Source organism: Vibrio sp. FF266, assembly GCF_041439695.1.
In the GTDB taxonomy this organism is placed as follows: Bacteria; Pseudomonadota; Gammaproteobacteria; order Enterobacterales; family Vibrionaceae; genus Vibrio; species Vibrio tasmaniensis_A.
In genome coordinates, this window is sequence record NZ_JBGOOO010000020.1 from 57,355 (window position 1) to 73,951 (window position 16,597).

The 16,597-nt window shown below is 43.7% G+C and carries 17 protein-coding genes; 16 read left to right on the top strand and 1 reads right to left on the bottom strand.

What is annotated here, in order from left to right; translation table 11 throughout:
* Positions 1-14: 14 nt before the first annotated feature.
* Both gyrB and ACED59_RS15405 read left to right on the top strand, forming a co-directional pair.
* Positions 15-2,432: a DNA topoisomerase (ATP-hydrolyzing) subunit B gene (gene gyrB / locus ACED59_RS15400; protein ID WP_009848139.1), complete on the top strand. Its 2,418-nt coding sequence runs from the start codon at positions 15-17 to the stop codon at positions 2,430-2,432.
* A gap of 504 nt (positions 2,433-2,936) precedes the next feature.
* A complete protein-coding gene (locus ACED59_RS15405; protein WP_009848140.1) occupies positions 2,937-3,371 on the top strand; it encodes an Hsp20 family protein in 435 nt (144 codons plus the stop codon).
* Positions 3,372-3,512: 141 nt separating this feature from the next.
* Here the strand turns inward: ACED59_RS15405 and ACED59_RS15410 are convergent, their stop codons facing one another.
* Complete coding sequence (locus ACED59_RS15410; protein WP_017096603.1) at positions 3,513-4,766, bottom strand: valine--pyruvate transaminase; 1,254 nt, start codon at positions 4,764-4,766, stop codon at positions 3,513-3,515.
* A 331-nt stretch (positions 4,767-5,097) separates the two neighbouring features.
* On the opposite strand from ACED59_RS15410, the gene ACED59_RS15415 reads away from it, so the two are divergent.
* The 14 genes from ACED59_RS15415 to ACED59_RS15480 are packed head-to-tail and all read left to right on the top strand — an operon-like array spanning position 5,098 to position 16,592.
* Positions 5,098-5,316, top strand: a complete 219-nt coding sequence (locus ACED59_RS15415) for a Flp family type IVb pilin (RefSeq protein ID WP_009848142.1) — start codon at positions 5,098-5,100, stop codon at positions 5,314-5,316.
* Positions 5,317-5,319: 3 nt separating this feature from the next.
* Complete coding sequence (locus ACED59_RS15420) at positions 5,320-5,757, top strand: prepilin peptidase (RefSeq protein WP_017096602.1); 438 nt, start codon at positions 5,320-5,322, stop codon at positions 5,755-5,757.
* A gap of 7 nt (positions 5,758-5,764) precedes the next feature.
* Positions 5,765-6,553 carry an RcpC/CpaB family pilus assembly protein gene (locus ACED59_RS15425; RefSeq protein WP_017096601.1) on the top strand — a complete coding sequence of 263 codons (789 nt, stop codon included), beginning with the start codon at positions 5,765-5,767 and terminating at the stop codon, positions 6,551-6,553.
* Positions 6,554-6,563: 10 nt separating this feature from the next.
* Positions 6,564-7,883, top strand: coding sequence for a type II and III secretion system protein family protein (locus tag ACED59_RS15430; protein ID WP_009848145.1), 1,320 nt, complete (start codon positions 6,564-6,566; stop codon positions 7,881-7,883).
* Positions 7,880-8,398 (top strand): hypothetical protein, encoded by a 519-nt coding sequence (locus ACED59_RS15435; protein WP_017096600.1) that lies wholly within the window; start codon positions 7,880-7,882, stop codon positions 8,396-8,398. The genes ACED59_RS15430 and ACED59_RS15435 overlap by 4 nt, the downstream gene beginning before the upstream one ends.
* Positions 8,399-8,422: 24 nt before the next feature.
* Entirely contained in the window at positions 8,423-9,646 is a 1,224-nt protein-coding gene (locus ACED59_RS15440; protein ID WP_017096599.1) for a P-loop NTPase, read from the top strand.
* A gap of 9 nt (positions 9,647-9,655) precedes the next feature.
* A complete protein-coding gene (locus tag ACED59_RS15445; RefSeq protein ID WP_012602948.1) occupies positions 9,656-10,939 on the top strand; it encodes a CpaF family protein in 1,284 nt (427 codons plus the stop codon).
* Positions 10,940-10,948: 9 nt separating this feature from the next.
* Positions 10,949-11,869, top strand: a complete 921-nt coding sequence (locus tag ACED59_RS15450; protein ID WP_017096598.1) for a type II secretion system F family protein — start codon at positions 10,949-10,951, stop codon at positions 11,867-11,869.
* Positions 11,869-12,774, top strand: coding sequence for a type II secretion system F family protein (locus ACED59_RS15455; protein ID WP_012602950.1), 906 nt, complete (start codon positions 11,869-11,871; stop codon positions 12,772-12,774). Before ACED59_RS15450 ends, ACED59_RS15455 begins: the two co-directional genes overlap by 1 nt.
* A complete protein-coding gene (locus ACED59_RS15460; RefSeq protein WP_017096597.1) occupies positions 12,767-13,549 on the top strand; it encodes a lipopolysaccharide assembly protein LapB in 783 nt (260 codons plus the stop codon). Before ACED59_RS15455 ends, ACED59_RS15460 begins: the two co-directional genes overlap by 8 nt.
* On the top strand, positions 13,539-14,024 hold the full coding sequence (locus ACED59_RS15465) for a TadE/TadG family type IV pilus assembly protein (RefSeq protein ID WP_017096596.1): 486 nt from the start codon (positions 13,539-13,541) through the stop codon (positions 14,022-14,024). Before ACED59_RS15460 ends, ACED59_RS15465 begins: the two co-directional genes overlap by 11 nt.
* Positions 13,999-14,577 carry a tight adherence pilus pseudopilin TadF gene (tadF, locus tag ACED59_RS15470; protein ID WP_017096595.1) on the top strand — a complete coding sequence of 193 codons (579 nt, stop codon included), beginning with the start codon at positions 13,999-14,001 and terminating at the stop codon, positions 14,575-14,577. Before ACED59_RS15465 ends, tadF begins: the two co-directional genes overlap by 26 nt.
* Before the next feature lie 16 nt (positions 14,578-14,593).
* On the top strand, positions 14,594-15,901 hold the full coding sequence (locus ACED59_RS15475; RefSeq protein ID WP_017096594.1) for a TadE/TadG family type IV pilus assembly protein: 1,308 nt from the start codon (positions 14,594-14,596) through the stop codon (positions 15,899-15,901).
* A gap of 49 nt (positions 15,902-15,950) precedes the next feature.
* Entirely contained in the window at positions 15,951-16,592 is a 642-nt protein-coding gene (locus ACED59_RS15480; protein WP_017096593.1) for an OmpA family protein, read from the top strand.
* The last annotated feature ends 5 nt before the right edge of the window (positions 16,593-16,597 follow it).

Consider the following 16,597-nt stretch of genomic DNA (forward strand, 5'->3'; position numbering starts at 1 on the left):
GTCAGAGAGTAACTATGTCAGATAATTACGATTCATCGAGTATTAAAGTACTGAAGGGTCTGGATGCGGTACGTAAGCGTCCTGGAATGTACATTGGCGACACGGATGATGGTACCGGTCTGCACCACATGGTTTTTGAGGTGGTAGATAACTCTATTGATGAAGCGCTAGCTGGTCACTGTAATGACATCATTGTAACTATCCATGAAGATAGCTCAGTGTCTGTAAGCGATGACGGCCGTGGTATTCCAACAGAATTGCACCCAGAAGAAAAAGTATCAGCAGCAGAAGTAATCATGACGGTTCTTCACGCTGGTGGTAAGTTCGATGATAACTCGTACAAGGTATCTGGTGGTCTGCACGGTGTTGGTGTTTCAGTAGTTAACGCACTTTCTAAGCAAGTTACTCTTACTATCCACCGCGGTGGCAAAATCCACACTCAAACCTACAGCCACGGTGAGCCTCAAGCGCCACTAGCGGTTATCGGTGACACGGATAAAACCGGTACAGAGATTCGTTTCTGGCCGAGTGAAGAAACCTTCACTAACATCGAGTTCCATTACGACATTTTAGCTAAGCGTCTACGTGAGCTATCATTCTTGAACTCAGGTGTATCAATTAAGCTAATTGATAAGCGTGAAGAAGACAAAATGGATCACTTCGAATACGAAGGCGGTATCCAAGCGTTTGTTGAACACCTTAATACCAATAAAACACCAATCATCCAAAAGATTTTCCACTTTGATTCAGAGCGTGATGACGGCATTACCGTTGAAGTTGCAATGCAGTGGAACGATGGTTACCAAGAAAACATCTACTGTTTCACTAACAACATCCCTCAACGCGATGGTGGTGCTCACTTAGCGGGTTTCCGTGCTGCACTAACGCGTACTCTGAACAGCTTCATGGATAAAGAAGGCTTCTCGAAGAAAGCGAAGACTTCAACATCAGGTGATGATGCTCGTGAAGGTTTGACGGCGATTGTTTCGGTGAAAGTGCCAGATCCTAAGTTCTCAAGCCAAACGAAAGACAAGCTGGTTTCTTCAGAAGTGAAGTCTGCCGTTGAGTCTACGATGGGTGAGAAGCTATCTGAGTTCCTAATTGAGAACCCAGGTGAAGCGAAAATCGTTTGTTCTAAAATTATCGATGCAGCGCGTGCTCGTGATGCAGCGCGTAAAGCTCGTGAGATGACTCGTCGTAAAGGCGCATTAGATTTAGCGGGTCTTCCAGGTAAACTAGCTGACTGTCAGGAAAAAGATCCTGCACAGTCTGAACTATATATTGTGGAAGGAGACTCTGCTGGCGGATCAGCTAAGCAGGGGCGTAACCGTAAGAACCAAGCAATCCTACCGCTTAAAGGTAAAATTCTTAACGTAGAGAAAGCGCGTTTCGATAAAATGCTGTCTTCTCAAGAAGTCGCAACGCTAATCACAGCCCTTGGTTGTGGTATTGGCCGTGATGAATACAACCCAGATAAACTGCGTTACCACAACATCATCATCATGACCGATGCCGATGTCGATGGTTCTCACATCCGTACTCTGCTACTGACGTTCTTCTACCGTCAAATGCCAGAGTTGATTGAACGTGGTTACATCTACATTGCTCAACCGCCACTTTACAAAGTGAAGAAGGGTAAGCAAGAGCAGTACATCAAAGATGAAGATGCGATGAACCAGTATCAAGTATCTTTGGCTTTAGACAATGCAGAACTGCACGTAAATCCTGAAGCACCTGCATTTGCCGGTGAAGGCTTAGAGAAGCTTGTTCAGCAATACAATGCAGGCATCAAGCTGGTTGATCGTATGAGCCGCCGCTACCCACGCGCATTGGTTCACGAACTGATTTACGTTCCTCGCCTAACCGCTGAGCAGTGTCATGATGACGCGGTGGTTGAAGCTTGGGGTAAGCAGCTAGTAGAGCAGCTAAACGGTAAAGAAGCGGGTGCAAGCCAATACAGCCTTGAAGTTGAAAAACACGAAGAGCTAGGTTTAAGCGTGCCTAAGATTGTGGTTCGTACTCATGGTGTAACTCATGAACACGTACTGAGCATTGATCTGATTAACTCGAAAGAGTTTGGCAAGCTAGCGGATCTTTCTGAAGCACTTGATGGCCTGATTGAAGAAGGTGCTTACATTAAGCGTGGCGAGCGTACTCAAGAAGTTTCTAGCTTCGTTGAAGCTCTGAACTGGTTAGTGAAAGAGTCTCGTCGTGGCCTGAGCCTACAACGATACAAAGGTCTAGGTGAGATGAACCCTGATCAACTTTGGGAAACGACAATGGATCCTGAAACTCGTCGTATGATGCAAGTAACGATTGAAGATGCTGTTGGTGCTGACCTGTTGTTTACAACGTTGATGGGCGACCAAGTAGAACCGCGTCGTAATTTCATCGAAGAAAACGCACTTAAAGTAGCTAACCTAGACGTTTAGTATCTTTGATACTTCGCTCTTTCGCTTAATTTCTGTGTTAGAGGTGCTCACATACATTCGTATGCTCCGCGCCTCTTCCTTGAACTAAAACGAAATAGCTTCGTCTCAAAAAACTCAATATCGTATTGAAAAGACTGTCAGAAATGACAGTCTTTTTTGTTTTTAAGTGATTGAAAAATATTGGATTGGAAAAATAATTGAAAATAAGCGCTTGAAACTGATTTGCTCAATCCACATATCTAGTTGTGAAGAGGATGACTGTCTTGCTCTACAAGAGAAGAAACAGAACCTTCATAATCGTTGCTAGAGTATCGCTCAATAGAGGATAACTTTGGCAGCACACAATTTAAAAATTGATTCATTGCCATGTCCCAGTGTTGTCGCCAAACGAGGTGAAACCCGTGGAATGCGAACTGAATCCCTTAGCTGTTTACTGGATCTCTCACAGGTTCGATCTCAGTAAAATTCACGGCTAAGACTATTGCTTACTAAAAGGATAGCATTATGAGAACTGTAGATTTCACTCCACTTTACCGCAACGCAATCGGCTTCGATCGTCTATTCAACATGATGGAAGCGAACACATCGAAGAACTCTTCTGGTGGTTACCCTCCATACAACATCGAGCAAAAAGACGAGAACAACTACCGTATTACTATGGCCGTTGCTGGTTTTGCTGATGACCAATTAGATCTTACTCAGAAAGAGAACATGCTAATTGTTAAAGGTGAGCGTAAAGCAGAAGCCGAGAAAACCTTCGTATACCAAGGTATTGCAGAGCGAGATTTCGAGCGTAAATTCCAACTGGCTGACTATGTAAAGGTGGTGGGCGCAAGCATGGAAAATGGTCTTCTTCACATCGACCTAGAACGTGAAATTCCAGAAGCGATGCAACCACGTAAGATTGCTATTAATGGTAATAGTCTTCTAGAAGGTTAAGCGTTATTAGCTCATTTGAGCTAATAAATATTGGGAAGTAAAAGTGAAAGAGCACCAGTACCTTGAAGAAGGTCGGTGCTCTTTTTTGTTTGTCCTATCACCGTCATTCCATAGAGGGAGGAACGACCGAGTAGGGAATCTCTATTTACTTTCGCTGTAAGCCTTTTTCACTTCTTCTGCAATAATATTAATGCCTTTCTGCATCGCCTCATCATCTTGTACGTAGTTCATGCGTAGACATTGATGGGCATGATCCCACTCGTCTTCTTGGCCGATAAAGAAGTATTCACCCGGAACAATCAATACGCCACGAGCTTTAAGGCGGTCGTACAGCTCCATGGTGGTAATCGGCAGCTCATCAAACCATAGCCACAAGAAAATCGCACCTTCAGGTTTGTGGATACGGAAACGAGGGTCATCGATCGCTTCTTGTAAAAGCTCAACCGCACGTAGAGATTTGTCTTTATAGAAAGGTTTTATTACCTCACTGCTCAAGCGCAGTAAATCGCCCTTTTCAATCATATGATTGGCAATTGCAGGGCCTACACTGTTTGGTGCTAGGCTGATAATACCATTCATGTTGGTCAGAGCTTGTGTCACTTCTTCGCTCGCAATCACGATACCGCAACGTACACCCGGCAAACCAAGCTTAGATAAGCTCATGCACAGAATGGTGTTTTCATTCCAGAACGGTTCGACATCTTCAAAGATGATGTTTGGAAACGGCAGGCCGTAAGCATTGTCGATCAGCAGTGGGATGTTGTTTTCACGCGCCAGCTTATCCAGTTTACGCACTTCTTCATCGGTCAGTACGTTACCAGTTGGGTTGGTTGGGCGAGAAGCACAGATAGCGGCAACCGAGTCATCAACCTTGAGCTGTTCAAAATCAACGTGGTATTTAAACTGGCGGTTTTCTAGCAGTTCGATCTCTGGGTGGTAAGAGATAAAAATATCGTCATCAATGCCCGCATCGCCGTAGCCGATGTATTCTGGTGCGATCGGCAACAATATCTTCTTGTGAGAACCGTCTGGCTGTTGACCCGCTAACAAGTTGAATAGGTAAAAGAAGCCACTTTGACTGCCGTTGGTCAGGCTGATGTTTTTCTCGCTGATGTCCCAACCATAGGTCTCTTTCAGCATTCCAGCTAACGACTTAATGAAGCTGTCTTTACCTTGTGGACCATCGTAGTTGGCGAGGGCGGCAATGAGTTCTCCACTGGCGAGCATGTCGGCACTGGCTTGGTTAAAGTAATCGAGCATGGCTGGGATAGCGGCTGGGTTACCACCACCGAGCATAATTGCACCAGGAGTTCGCAGGCCATCATTCAAATCATCCATTAAACGAGTGATTCCAGAGTATCGATTAAACTTTTCACCAAACTTTGAGAATTGCATTGCTTCGTATACCTAATTCATTGTGATTATTATTCGTAGATTATGATCAATCTTATGAACCCGAGCGTGGCGGGTTACAGTGGGTAATCTTTGAACATACCGCAATGTTTTTGCGGCGCAAAGCACGAATTGCCCTCACACGGAAAAAACTTCTCTTCTCACCGCTCCCGTTTAATCACTTTTTTCACTTTAAACTGAACTCAAACTGAATAGAACGACGGCAAATGTCAGAGCAATGTGAGGACGGTCACTCTTGGATTGCTCAAAAATAGCGCACTGAATATTATTTCCTCCGAAGAAAAAACAACCTATCTATCTTTTGGAGAAACGAATGTTAACTAATTTATTTGTTAGAACTCAGCTATTTATTCAATCTTTTAATAATGATCAACGTGGTGTTACAGCGATTGAATACGCAATCCTAGGTGTGTGTATGTCAGCAATCGTATTGGCTGTATTTAACGACTCTCTTCGTGAAGCTTTAGAAGGTGCTATCACAACCATCACTAATAATATTGAAGCCGCTAATTCGTCGCCAAGTGTAGGTTAATTAATGCCTCATAAACTGTGGTGGTTAATTCCCTTAGCCACCATGGCTGCAATCGTCAGTTATCAAGATATCCGATACCGAATAATACCTAATGGAGTGGTGGTAGCTGTTGCTCTCTTGGGTGTTTTTTATATCTGTCAAACCGAAAAGTTTGAGCAGTTTTATAACTTTTTCATAGTGTTAGCCGTCGGCGCAGTTTTATTTTATTTCAATGTTATAGCTGCTGGAGACAGTAAATTATTGGCTGCATTCAGTTTAATGGTATCGCCCAATATGATGTTGTTGGCGGTTAATGTGATTTTATTTGCAGGTGGAACCCTAGTGATTACTCAGTGGGTATTAGGAAAAACAACTGGTAATTCTGAGTGGATAAATAGAGGCGTTCCTTATGGGGTACCTATTTGTCTAGGAAGCCTACTAGGTATAGCTGCATCGTTATAGGTGAATAATGAACTCCAAAATCATTCTTGGCTTAGCGTTTCTCGCTATATCTATAGGCCTCTATGGTGTGGTGAATGTACCGATGGATACTTTCCCCGTTCAGCCTGAAGAACCCATTATAGAAGTGACTTTTAAGGTATGGAAACTCACTCACCCGGCAGTGAAAGGTCAGCAGCTGAAGCGTAGCGACTTCGTTATAGAGTACTTGCCTGAAGCTCGTGCAGCGCTATTGGGAATCGATCGAAACATTGAGTTAGATTGGAATGCTCCTCAATTCGCAGTGCATGACATTGCCGCATATGAGCTGGTGGACTCGAATATGTTGACATCTCCCGGAGACAGTCAGTACTTACAGGCGGTGATCCGCCCTGGATTTGTGCCTTATAACGTTACGGTACCGGGAAGAGATGTATTAGGTGGCACCATCGCAGTCGGAGATTTAGTCGACATATCTGTTCTTTCAACGCCGGATCAGAACTTATCAAGTGAGGATACGGTGTCAGATATCCAACATCTCACTATGGTGCCATTACTGGCTCAAATACCGGTTTTGGACATGGTGACGTCAGAAAAAGCAGTGAGCACGTTAACGTTGGAAAAAGAGACTCAGGTGACATTGATCTTACAAGTGACGAATCAACAACTGGCACAACTCACGGTGGCACAGCGGATTGCAGAAGTGGCCGTGCATAAATCATTGGGTAAGGAATTTTCTGATGATCTAGAAGCTGATTCTTCAGACATCATTCCAAGCAGTGGCGGCACTGGTGGAATTCGTGAATACCGTTTTGAGTAGGGCGTTAACCATGAAAACAACAATGTTGACTTTAGTATTGGTTCTGCTGCTTCCATTCGAGGTTTTGGCTCAAGGCTCGACTAATTTAGCTCAGGGAGAAGCTAAAACCTTTTCGATTCGAGGGGAAATCGCTTCTGTTTTTATCTCAGGGAAGAATATTGCAGATTACCAAGTGATTGATAGTAATAAGGTCGTGGTGTTTGGGAAGAATATAGGATCTGCCTCGTTTATCGCATTTGATGCGAAAGGACGTGAATTATTTAACCGCTTATTGTTGGTGAATAAAAGTTATCGCGAAATAGAGCAACAAATTGATGTGTTATTTCCCGATGCGGAAGTGTTTGTAGCAGGCATCGGTGAGAACGTTGTTCTGAGTGGTGTCGTCGCTAATGAACAGGAAAAGGATAACATTCACCAGTTGGTGGGTGAGCTTTTGGGGAAAACAGCGAACTCAACCTCTTTTCAAATGAGTGATGAAGAGAGTGACGACATTGATGTGGGGTTTATGACTCAACTTAATTACGCAGGCGTCGTGAATAATATCGAAATATCAGCGACTAAGCAGGTGAACGTTAAGTTGACCATTGCAGAGGTATCGCACTCTTTTATGCAAGACTTCGGCATCAAGATGGGCAGCAATGGTACGCCCGGCATATTTGTGGATCAACTTACTCATTTTAGTGCTAGCGATATTGTCTCTGTTATTTCAGCTTTAGGTACCGATAGCGTTGGTCAAGTTCTAGCTGAACCTAATTTGTCGGTGATTTCAGGTGAGAAAGCGAGTTTCTTAGTGGGTGGAGAACTGCCCGTTGTGACGGTTATAGATGGTGCAACCAACGTTGAATATAAGGAATTCGGTGTGCGACTGGAATTACTGGCTAAGGTGCTTCGAGATGACAAAATTAAGCTAGCACTGACACCAGAGGTTAGCTCCCTAGATGGTAGTTACAGCAGTGACAACTTTGATTTACCAGCATTAAGAACACGACGCGCCCAGACAACCGTGGAACTGGGGGATGGACAAAGCTTCGTTCTTGGTGGGTTGCTTAACAGTGAAGAGAAAGAGTCACTGACTCGAATTCCCTACATTGGTGATATACCTATTATCGGTGCTTTGTTTCGCCATACAGGAACCGAACGTAGTAAAACTGAGTTAGTCATTGTAGCGACCGTTAATTTAGTTCAACCAGTCAAAGCGGAGCAGATCCAATTACCGACGATGAAAAAGACTAGCACGCTCAAGCGCTTTTTTGGACTAGGCAGTGGCTATGAACAATCACAACAAAAGTGGGCTGATGAAGTTTTGTCTGCTGGAGGGTTTAGCCAATGAAATCATTGATGGTTACTTTGCTTACCGCCGTCATTATTACAGGGTGTGTTGACCGTATATCGGAGCCTCGCGGAACGGAAGTTGAAGTTTTTCCTGTGACTTATCAGCTTAAACTTCGCTCTGACCAACCCCTGTTGGTGACCAGAAAAGTGAGTGAGTTTATCTTGGGTTACCCTAAAAATGTAAAGGTGGCGCAATGGAAAATACGTACCAAAGGGAACGGGAATCAGGCGCTTTATAAAGAGGTTGTGAGCCAGTTAATCCAAGCTGGTGTGATGTCGAGTCAGATTGAATACAGTCAAATAGGTTATAGCCCAAATGAGCATAACTCAAACGCATCAGATCCGTTACCACTAGAGAGTCGCTTTGACTTAAGTCTTTCAGTCACAACATATAAGACCAAACTAGAAATTTGCCACCAGGAACGGGTCGGCGAGTATGGGAATGGAAGCTTAGGGTGCAATGTGGACACGAGCCGTTGGCAGTCAATGGTCAACCCGCACAAAGCAATCTAATTACTAACTGTTAGAGAATTTCAGATGTTTGATTTAGTGAATAAACTAAACAGTGCGGAACCTAAAAAATCGGAGAAACAGAATCGTTGTGCGATGCTTTTCCAAACCGATATATGCCGTGACTTCATCCAAAAAACGTTCAGATTTGAAGGGTTGATTGAGCCTAGCTCGTTCGCCAGCCAAGACACAAGTGTGACTAGATTAGAGCAATACCCAGATGTTGAAGTGGTATTTGTTGAATTAAATCAAAGCCAAGATATTGTCGCTGATGCTCAGTTATTGACTCATACCTTACCTCCTCATGTGTCAGTGATCATTATTGGCAGTGAAGATACCATATCCATCATTCGAGCCTTAAGACAGTTGGGCTTCTATTACTTGTTTTGGCCAGCGGGTGAAGCGGAAACGATCGATTTTTATCACAACGTTTCCCGTAACCACGCAGCACAACAAGGCGTGAGTACAAATCGTAAAGCCAAGCAAATAGCAGTCATGGGCGTGAAAGGTGGGGTCGGTACTTCACTTGTAGCGTGTGAGATATCTCGCCGTTTGGCCAAGCATCAAAATGCGAGTACTTTGCTAGTCGACTATACCTACACTGGCAGCAATATTGACGTGATGTTAGGGCTTAAGAAGTTTACTAAGCGCAGTGTTCAAAAAGGCACCCTTACTACAGGAGTGGATAATGATATCGCGACAAGCTTGGTACAAAAGATTGAAAAAAATTTGTCACTTCTTGCGGTGGAATCAGATGAGTTTGGCCGTGATGAGTTATTCCAATACACCCAGTCTTTAAAGAAGCAGATGATTTCAAGTCATGCTTTTGTCGTGGAAGACTATTCTCACACTGCGACAACCAATGAAGAGTTTAGACAAGCGGTGGGGAAACTAGATGCTTTAGTCTTGGTATTTGATGCAACAGTATCGTCATTAAGAGAGCTGAATCGAATTCGTTCTGAAATCGACGTGCATTATCCCAACCTTGTCGTACTGACGGTAATGAACCGCTCTCGACCACATAACGCAGCGTCAATTAGTGAGGCGGATGTAGTTAAGTATTTTGGTCGAGAGGCAGACGCGAATTTAGTGTTTGATTTCAAAGCTAATCAATACCTACTTCAAGGTGAGTTGCTTAGTGAATCATGTTCTGAAATGAAATACGGACTGCAAACGTTAGTTGCCTTATTGATGGGAGAGAAAGTTGCGGAAAAAACAGCATTTTCATTCTTCCAGTGGTTAAAACGGTAAGGGGACGATATGGAACATGCACAGCGCATTTATTTACAACTGCGTAAGCAGATATTTGATGCACTTGATGCCAGTGTTATTGAAAGCTTACCGCGTCTAGAGTTAGAAGCTCAGTTAGCTAGCGCAGTTGATATGCTAGTGAGTCGAGATCAGTTATCTATTTCATCACTGGCAAAATCAGAATATGTCACCAGCATGGTACATGAGTTAGTTGGCCTCGGGCCTTTGCAGGTGTTGATGGATGATGACTCGATCACCGACATCATGATCAATGGCCCACAACAGGTTTATATTGAGCGTCATGGCTTAGTCGAGAAAGCACCTGTTCGATTTATCGATGAGAAGCAGTTGCTTGATATTGCTAAGCGCATCGCTAGTCGTGTTGGGCGCAGGGTCGATGAGTCTTCTCCTACTTGTGATGCCCGGTTAGATGATGGTAGCCGTGTGAATATTGTCATTCCTCCTATCACATTGGAAGGGACGTCAATCTCGATTCGTAAGTTTCAAAAGCAAAGTATTGGTTTTGAAGAATTAGTTGAGTTTGGGTCTCTTACTCCCGATATGGCAGGTTTACTTCAGTTAGCTGCACGTTGCCGACTCAATATTCTTGTATCTGGTGGTACGGGATCGGGAAAAACAACGTTACTTAATGCTTTATCACAGCATATATCAGAGGGTGAACGAACCGTCACTATTGAAGATACCGCTGAATTAAGGCTTCAGCAGTCACATGTTGTTCGAATGGAAACTCGTCATGAGGGCATTGAAGGGACGGGGGCTATTACCGCTCGAGATTTAGTGATTAATTCACTGCGAATGCGCCCAGACCGAATTATTGTGGGTGAATGCCGTGGTGGTGAAGCGTTTGAAATGCTGCAAGCCATGAATACTGGGCACGATGGTTCAATGTCTACGCTGCACGCCAATACACCACGAGATGCTTTGGCTCGTGTCGAATCAATGGTGATGATGGCGACCAATAATTTGCCCTTAGAAGCGATCCGCCGCTCAATTGTAAGCGCGGTCGATTTAGTCGTTCAGGTCAGCCGATTGCATGATGGTTCTCGAAAGATCATGAATATCACTGAAGTGGTCGGTATTGAGGGAAGCAACGTGGTGTTAGAAGAGTTGTTCTCTTTCCAAACTTCACCTCACAGCCCTGATGGTCGCATTCGAGGTAGTTATGTGACATCTGGTGTTATGGCTCGTTCTGCGCTTTATGAAAAAGCCCGTTTCTTTGGTGTAGAGCAGAAGTTAACTCAAGTGATTGAGTCTATGACACTCAATCAATAGGAGTGAGACATGTATTGGTTGATTATTTTGGGTGGGGCAATACTCATGATTGTCGCGCTTAAGCCGAATAGAGCTCCTTCTGTTGATGAGTATTTATCACAGCAAGCGAAAGGTAATCTGAAAAGCGATCTGAGTTTTACGCAACAAGCGGTTAATTTTGCCAGTCTTTCTGATCGTAACTTCAAACAGAAACTTCATGTGCGTTGGGATAACTTACAGCGCCAACTTGGAAAAATGGCATTAGGTAAGGTCGTCATTTTTTCTGTTGTAGCACTGCTTGCGATCGGCACTCTTAATCAAATGTCACTGCGCTTACCTTGGTTCGAAATTTTGCCTTTGACTCTCATTACCGCTTGGTTTTTGGGTTATCTCCATTTACAGAAACGAGAGAAAAAACGCTTTGAAGAAACCTTCCCTGATGCGTTGAACATGCTGGCAAGTTCCCTTAGTGCGGGTGAAAGCATAGGGCGAGGCATTGGGTATGTAGGGAAGAAACTTGAAGGTGAGGTAGGTAAAGAGTTTAAGCTGATGAGCGAGCGCCTCAATTTAGGCGAGCCGATTGATGATGTGTTTCGTAAATCTTGTCGTCGCTTTCCGTATCCGTCGTTTCATTTTTTTGTCATTACCTTGCGAGCTAACATGCAAAGAGGGGGGCAATTAAAAGAGGTGATGTCACGTCTGAATCGACAAATGTTCGAAGCGAGAGCTGTAGAAAGAAAAAAGTTTGCTCTTACTTCAGAGGCTCGTATCTCCGCAAAAATTGTAGGAGCAACACCATTCTTCTTTCTGTTTATTTTGCAGTTTCTTAGTCCTGAAAATTTTGAGTTCGTAATGCACCACCCAGAAGGGAGACCGATTCTTTACTACCTCATCACAAGTGAAAGTATCGGCATGCTGATCATCTGGGCGTTAATGAAAAAGGTGAAGTAATGGCTTCTTCAATAAACTTCTCGAACGTTGGGTTATTTTTCGCCTGGGCCGGCGTAGCATTTGGCTTGTTGCTCATATTTTATTGGTTAGTCGTGTGTACTCAGAAAAAACACCGTATCGCAGCCTTAGCGAAACATCATCGATTGGCCGATCAGTCAAAAGAGGCAGAAATAAAACTGAATCGTTGGTTGACGCCCATGTCGACTATTTTCGTCACCTCCGAAAGTGATATTGCAGTGCGCTTTGCTAATGCAGGCGTGAGTGACATCCGGTGGGCTCAATGGTTTATGCCACTGAAGTACAGTGCGTTGTTTATCGGGCAAGTGGTTGTTGCAGGCGTGTGTTGGTTTTTTGAGGTTTCGTCTGAATCATGGATCGCGATAGCTGCGGGGTGGGCTATGGTGGTTATTGTGATGCCTGACCTAGTCTTGAGCTCGATGGCTAAAAACCGTCAACGTCGAATCTCTCGTCAAATGCCGTACCTGATTGACCTAATGGCGATTTGCGTCCAAACCGGCATGACAATCGAAGCATCAATGAAATACCTCTCCATTGAAATGAAAAGCTTTGATAAAGAGCTTTCTAGCTTGTTGGAGGTGACAAACCAACGGGCTCGTTTGGTCGGAATGGAAAATGCCTTAGAGGAGTTGTATCGCAAGGTTCCATCACCAGAAGTTCGTAGTTTTGTGATGACGCTGACGCAGAGCATTCAACATGGATCCTCGATTTATAACGTGTTAACGACGTTGGCAGGCGATATTCGAGAAGTGCAAATGCTAGAGCTGGAAGAAGAAATAGGGAAGTTAGCTGCCAAGATGTCGATTCCACTGATCGTGTTTATCTTGATCCCAATTGTATTCGTAATTGCCGCTCCGGGGGTAATGAGGATGATGCTTAATGTTTAAGAAAATAATCGCGCTAACGTTAGTTTTAATGTTGGCGGCATGCAGTTCAACTCAAGCGAGTTGGCAGAAAGATGAGTCAAAAGAGGCGATCTATCAAAAAACACATAATTACGTTCAGTTAACCCGTTTGTATAAAAATCAGCTGCAGCAATACGACGCTGATGAAGTGAGAGAAAAACTCTCGAATACATATTTAGCTATGGGCGATGCTGAGTCGGCTCTGTTTTACATTGCGCCTGTTACTCAAAAATCACAACCCAGTGTGAATAGTTTATTGCTGCAAGCGAAAGCATACGGAGAATTAGGTCAGTACCCAGCAGCGATCAGTAGTGCTAAACAAGTATTAATGGAAAATGCTACACATGCGGCAGCCGAGAATTTACTGGGAACGTTTTATGGTTACAGCTATCAGTTTGATCTATCTCGTCGGTATTTTGAACGCGCGCGAGAGCATTTTTATGACTCGGTATCCGTGAATAATAACTTGGCTGTGCTCGATATTACGCAAGAGCATTATCAAGCAGCTATGGAGCGTTTATTACCATTGTATAAGCGCGGTCAGATGAATGAACAGATGATGGCAAACTTGACGTTGAGTATGGCTAAGTTGGGCCACTACCCGTTTGTCGAAAGTGTGTTGAGTGAAAGATACAGCAAGCACCAAATCCAAAAAATTTATCAGGCGTTGCGTCACCACACTCCTTATTCATTAGAGAGCCAAACGCTGGCAGTCAGTGGTCTTTCGTTATCGGAGGAGGCGGGTAATGCGATATAAGCAAAAGGGTGTCGCGAGCATAGAGTTTGCGGTGGGCTTTTTTGCTTTTTGGTTGATGTGTATGGCGTGGGTTGAGATGAGCTATATCTCGTACATTTCGGCGATCAACGACTTGGCGGTTTCAGAGGTGGCTCGCACAGCTAAAAAGGGCTCAGGAAATTATCTCGATACGGTAGATAAGGTTTTGCACCGAGAAGGCAGTATCTGGAATCAGGTTGTTAATGGCGACAATTTTCAAGTCACGATTCGCTACTCTAAAAACCTGAGTGAGTTAGCTAGTATTACAAACCAATGCAGTATTTCTGGTAGTCAAAAATTTAAAGAGTGTGGTGATGCTGATAACGCAGCGCTTGCCATTTATCGAATTAACTACCGTTTTTCACCTATCTTTAGCTACTTCTTCACGACTCAGAATTTAATGAGCAGAGAGATGATTGTTGTGCAGGAATATGAAAGGTCAAAATTTGAAATTTAGAACCCTAAAGCATGGGGATTTGAAGAGTAAGCAGCAGGGGGTTTTTAGTATTGAGTTTGCCATGGTCGCTGTATTTTTCAGCTTATTGATTGCTTTCAGTGGTGACGTGATCATCAAGCTTTCATTGAAAGGAAAACTCGATCGACTCTCTTATTCACTGGTCAATGTACTTAAAGAGAGAACCCAACTTTATGATACTGATTATCAGCTTACAACTAAAGAAGTCGATGATATCGATATCATTGCTCAGCATTCCTTACTGCGTACCTTTGGTCATTTTGAACGGGAACACTATGGGTTGTTGGTGGAAGAGTTGAGCTTCAAACAAGTGGGTACACCTAACCCCGCGATCAGTGAAAAACGCGGTGTTGTTGCCTGCAGAATAAAGCAAACCATTGATTCATTAGAGTCCATGACGGTAGTGACTAACCGAGGTCGAGAAATGCCCCTGTACCGAGTGACGGTTTGTTATGAATCGGATAATTGGATTGGTGGTATTTTGGGGCGTGAGTTTACTCACGTGATGTCTGATTCTGTCGTGATCGGCAGGTAGAGCGAAGAGAAAGGTTATGAAACACGCTATGCGTAAGCAGTCTGGCCATGCAGCTATGCTGTTTGCCATTATGATCCCAGCTTTGTTTGGAGTGTTTATGCTTGGTTCTGATGGTGCCCGCGCATTACAAACCAAAGCTCGATTAGAGGAAGCTTCAGAAGCGGCTGTTCTAGCGGTATCAGCAAAAGATGAGCAAGACCACCAATTGGCGGAGCGCTATATTCAGCATTATCTATATGACATGGACTCGATCCTAGATATTGAAGTTAAGAAGCTAGGGTGTGATGAGATACCTGAATGTATTGCTGCTACGGAAAGAGGCGAAGCACGCTACTTTGAATATCGTGTTGCGGGTCAAACACTGCACAAGTCCTGGTTTCCTGGTAACGATGTGATTTCTGGCTTTGGTGATAGCTTCAATGTGACGGGATCATCGAAAGCACGACGCTATCAAAGCCAGCCGATAGACATTACTTTTATCGTCGATTTTTCAGAATCTATGAATGACTCGTGGAGTGGTGGTCGGCATTCTAAGCTAAATGATCTGAAAGACATTATTGAAGATGTGGCTGATGAACTCGGCGCGTATAACGATCTATATCCAGAGCACCCTCATCGGGTTGCACTTACCGGTTTTAATCGCCGAACCATCAATAAAGATAAGAATGATAACTTAGTGGTTCGCGATCAGCGGGTAGTTTCAAGAGAAGGTGAATACGATAAAGACGATACGGTGAATTTTAACAAAACGATAGCTCAACAATTTATCGTTAAAGGAGAAGCCTCGCGTGTGCCTAATGGCGATGATGATGCACGGTTCTACGACCTCTATTTTACCACCGACTTTTCATCCTTCACTAAAAAGGTCAAGAAATTCAAAGCTGGGGGAGGCACTGCTTCACTGCAAGGCATTATTCGTGCAGGGCAAATTGTGACTTCAATGTCGAAGAACCAAAAGCAGCTGATCATTATTCTGTCTGATGGGGAAGATTGGAATCACTACGCAGGGCAAACCAATAAGCTTGTGTCGAAAGGTATGTGTAGCAACATTCTCAACATGGTCAACGGCGGCAAAGTTTCGGCAGATAATACGCATGATGACATAGAGGTAATTGGCGGGGTAAGCCAAGGAATGATGACACCTGATGGTGAACGAATGAACGCGCGCATGGCTGTGATTGGTTTCGATTATGAACTTAATAAAAACGTGGGTCTGCGTAATTGCGTTGGCCGAGATAATGTTTATAAGGCTGAAAACAAGGAAGACATTCTCAATAAAATTTTGGGATTAATTACGGAAGAAGTAGGTCACTTGGCGCAATAGAGGTATGTGAAATCCTTTTTATTAACTGAATATTATTAAGAGAGCAAAAATGAAAACGCTTATATCTGTTATGTCTTTATTTACTCTGTCGTTTTCTATACTGGCAGCCCCTTTAAAACCAGATACCAACGAACTACTTTATCATTACTGCCATATGGGCGACTCTGAACTTGAGAAGACGGTAACGATCGGTCAGGGGAAGAAAGTGATGTATCACCAAGGCCCGTTCATGCAAGTGAACGCAAGCACAGCTAATCAAGCGATTAAAAGTTTGATTCAAGATAAGTTAACTCAAGTATCAGAAAGTGCTGATTGCGCACAATACTTACTGAGTCGAACTAAATTTGTAGAAGGTAAGTTGGCTCGTGAGGTGTTGGCTCGCGTGACTTTTGATTTCGATGACGATGAACTGAATCAAAAATCTCGTTATTTATTGTTAAAACTTATAGCTAAACTTGAACATCAAACTCCCGAATTTATCGTCACGGGGAATACCGACTCAAAAGGTAGTGATAGTTACAACTTAAGCTTAGGCTTGCAGCGCTCGAATGCTGTTGTTGGGTATTTGAAAGAGCAAGGCGTAAATATTGAAGACCTGACAGTGAGTTCACAAGGTGAGGCGAACCCAGTGCAGAGTAACGAGATTGAATCCGGTCGCCATAACAATCGCAGGGTTGATATTCGCTCTTAACCCTG

What these genes read in the sequence shown, in the direction of transcription:
- ACED59_RS15450 (WP_017096598.1), top strand. Translation starts at nt 10,949, where the DNA reads ATGTATTGGTTGATTATTTTGGGTGGGGCAATACTCATGATTGTCGCG.
- ACED59_RS15455 (WP_012602950.1), top strand. Translation starts at nt 11,869, where the DNA reads ATGGCTTCTTCAATAAACTTCTCGAACGTTGGGTTATTTTTCGCCTGG.
- ACED59_RS15410 (WP_017096603.1), bottom strand. Translation starts at nt 4,766, where the DNA reads ATGCAATTCTCAAAGTTTGGTGAAAAGTTTAATCGATACTCTGGAATC.
- ACED59_RS15405 (WP_009848140.1), top strand. Translation starts at nt 2,937, where the DNA reads ATGAGAACTGTAGATTTCACTCCACTTTACCGCAACGCAATCGGCTTC.
- ACED59_RS15435 (WP_017096600.1), top strand. Translation starts at nt 7,880, where the DNA reads ATGAAATCATTGATGGTTACTTTGCTTACCGCCGTCATTATTACAGGG.
- gyrB (WP_009848139.1), top strand. Translation starts at nt 15, where the DNA reads ATGTCAGATAATTACGATTCATCGAGTATTAAAGTACTGAAGGGTCTG.
- ACED59_RS15420 (WP_017096602.1), top strand. Translation starts at nt 5,320, where the DNA reads ATGCCTCATAAACTGTGGTGGTTAATTCCCTTAGCCACCATGGCTGCA.
- ACED59_RS15480 (WP_017096593.1), top strand. Translation starts at nt 15,951, where the DNA reads ATGAAAACGCTTATATCTGTTATGTCTTTATTTACTCTGTCGTTTTCT.
- ACED59_RS15475 (WP_017096594.1), top strand. Translation starts at nt 14,594, where the DNA reads ATGAAACACGCTATGCGTAAGCAGTCTGGCCATGCAGCTATGCTGTTT.
- tadF (WP_017096595.1), top strand. Translation starts at nt 13,999, where the DNA reads ATGAAAGGTCAAAATTTGAAATTTAGAACCCTAAAGCATGGGGATTTG.
- ACED59_RS15415 (WP_009848142.1), top strand. Translation starts at nt 5,098, where the DNA reads ATGTTAACTAATTTATTTGTTAGAACTCAGCTATTTATTCAATCTTTT.
- ACED59_RS15425 (WP_017096601.1), top strand. Translation starts at nt 5,765, where the DNA reads ATGAACTCCAAAATCATTCTTGGCTTAGCGTTTCTCGCTATATCTATA.
- ACED59_RS15440 (WP_017096599.1), top strand. Translation starts at nt 8,423, where the DNA reads ATGTTTGATTTAGTGAATAAACTAAACAGTGCGGAACCTAAAAAATCG.
- ACED59_RS15430 (WP_009848145.1), top strand. Translation starts at nt 6,564, where the DNA reads ATGAAAACAACAATGTTGACTTTAGTATTGGTTCTGCTGCTTCCATTC.
- ACED59_RS15445 (WP_012602948.1), top strand. Translation starts at nt 9,656, where the DNA reads ATGGAACATGCACAGCGCATTTATTTACAACTGCGTAAGCAGATATTT.
- ACED59_RS15460 (WP_017096597.1), top strand. Translation starts at nt 12,767, where the DNA reads ATGTTTAAGAAAATAATCGCGCTAACGTTAGTTTTAATGTTGGCGGCA.
- ACED59_RS15465 (WP_017096596.1), top strand. Translation starts at nt 13,539, where the DNA reads ATGCGATATAAGCAAAAGGGTGTCGCGAGCATAGAGTTTGCGGTGGGC.